Annotated in this window: 2 protein-coding genes and 1 pseudogene; all 3 read left to right on the forward strand. The window is 62.9% G+C overall.

The features are described from left to right. On the forward strand, nt 1–646 hold a 646-nt coding region (locus tag WAW17_RS12435; protein ID WP_422333278.1), incomplete at its 5' end, for a DUF4913 domain-containing protein. Nucleotides 647–680: 34 nt separating this feature from the next. Further along, the gene (locus WAW17_RS12440) at nt 681–1,097 is read left to right on the forward strand and encodes a hypothetical protein (RefSeq protein ID WP_422333279.1); all 417 of its coding nucleotides are present in this window, start codon (nt 681–683) and stop codon (nt 1,095–1,097) included. Nucleotides 1,098–1,963: 866 nt separating this feature from the next. Next, nucleotides 1,964–2,099 (forward strand): annotated as a pseudogene (locus tag WAW17_RS12445) (CopG family transcriptional regulator); the annotation flags it as partial.

Genomic DNA, 2,099 nt, shown 5'->3' on the forward strand with positions numbered 1-2,099 from the left:
AGTCGGAATTCTTCGGAGAAGGGACGCACTGATGGTCAATCTCGCAGCCACCGAGGACGACTGGCAGAGCAATGACGAGACCGGGTACGAGAACCCGTTCGACTTCGATCCGAACGCCGTCGACGAACACGACCCCACCGTCGAGGGCGACGATCCGAGTCTCGAACCCCACGACCCTCATGAAGACGAAGACTCCGAAGGCGCGGAAAGCGAGGAAGGCGAGGAGGAGTACGACGAAGACGGTGAGCCCGAAGAGGCTGCCGAGCTCGCAGAAATCGAGCCGATGTATCCCAACTACATCGCGTGGGTCGAAGGATTCTTCACCCAAGTCATCCGCCGGAAGATGGGTCCCGGTGGCGGAGAGAATGGGCTGGCCTGGGACGCGAGATGGTGGCTGTACCCCGAAGTCGCCGGCCGACTCAAATCCCTCTGGTTTGCGTGGGAAGAAGCCCGGGTCTCCGACAAAGCGTCGGCGATGTCCAACTGGTGGATCCACCATCTCGAACCGCATGTGCGGGTGATCTTCGACAGCGATTCCGGCCCCATGTCCCATGCGAAGGCGGACGGATCGTTCTCAGGCTGGCCCGCCCTTCCATACCAGCCCATGCCACCGGATCTACTCGCCGAACACACCGACGACGACTGAGCACCCCCCGTCTTCTCTATCGCAAGGAACCCCAATGACCGCCAATCAGAGCCTGATCCTGGCGCTCGACCCCATGTGGCCGCTCATTGCCGCCACCGTCGGAGTCGCCACAATTCTCGGCGCACTTGACTCGGAGTACAGCTACATCCGCAAGTTCGGCTGGAAGCCCTACACCAGCGACCGATCGAATCTGCTCCGGGTGACCGCAGCGACGGCAATGACCGTCTTGTGTGCTGTGGGACCAATACCGGAGATCATCGAACTCGGGTATCTCGACTTCCTTCCCGGTAGCCCCACCGGATACGGGATCCTGTTCGGCGCTGGCCTCTTCGCCGCAGTGCTGCGTGGATCAGCCCCGGTTCAGTCGTGTTGGGGTCCTGTTTCAATCGGCGCGCTCCGTGCCGCCGGCGGTGCGGGCAGTCCCCGCACCTCGAACGGGGACGCGCGATGACGATTGCCCCGATTGGATATCTCGGCTCGTATGACATCGGCCTCATGCTCACGTTGATACTCGCCGGGACCGCTATTTGGATGCTGGCGTTTATCACGCTTCGTGTTCAAATCCCGCGGGGAGGCGTTTGTCTCCCGCGGGCAGATCGTTGACCGCGATGGCGCCAGTGCAGCCGCAGCGCCCACCCCAAGAGTATCTGACAGCCGCACGGCAGAACGCACCGGCCGCGGGAAACCCGCTGTGCTGACGTGACAGCCCCTGTTGCTGCCCCCGATTCCGTGCCGAGAGGTGACACCTGATGGTTTTGCTAACACTGGTCGTGACTGTAGCGACGATGATCGGGCTCGGAATGGGAGTGGGTTTTGCATCGCTTCGAAGCCGCGAGGCCGCGCTCTGGAGCGGGTTCTTGGCCCTCGCGGTAATGGCAGCAGTGAAGACTGGCCAAACGCTGCACGATGCGAACCGCCCCGTGGCGCCACCCGAGTGTTATACGACGGTGCTGGGCTCCACGACGTACTGCACTGGGGCACAAAGGCTGAACCTGATCGAAGGGTCGAGCTGGACCGCGGCCGCGCTATTCACTGCAGCGCTCGTAGCTCTCGTTCTGTCCGTTTCGATCCGCGTCGTCCGGGCGAGGCTCGCGCCCTCGTCTGCTGGATCGCTCTGATGCACCCAGACTGGAAACGACTACCCGCGAACAAGGCGAAAGCCCCGAAAGTAGGGTAATAGGGGTGGGTCACCGGATACGCCGGAAAGGGTCCGCGGGTTGCTGTGGGGCCACCCGGAAGAAGCGGCGCAATACCGACTGGAAAGCGGCGCCAGGTCGCCGCCTCCTACCTGCATAATTTCGTATTACACTAATGGGTATGCCTGAGGAGACGATCAACGGTCAGCCCGTCACGGACGAGATGATCCAGGAGTGGGCAGACGAGGCCGAGGCCGGTTACGAGGTCGAGAAGCTGCGCAAGCGCGGCCGGCCCACCGTCGGGGCCGGCCCCGGGG

The organism is Rhodococcus sp. (in: high G+C Gram-positive bacteria), assembly GCF_049286785.1.
Classification (GTDB): domain Bacteria; phylum Actinomycetota; class Actinomycetes; order Mycobacteriales; family Mycobacteriaceae; genus Rhodococcus_F.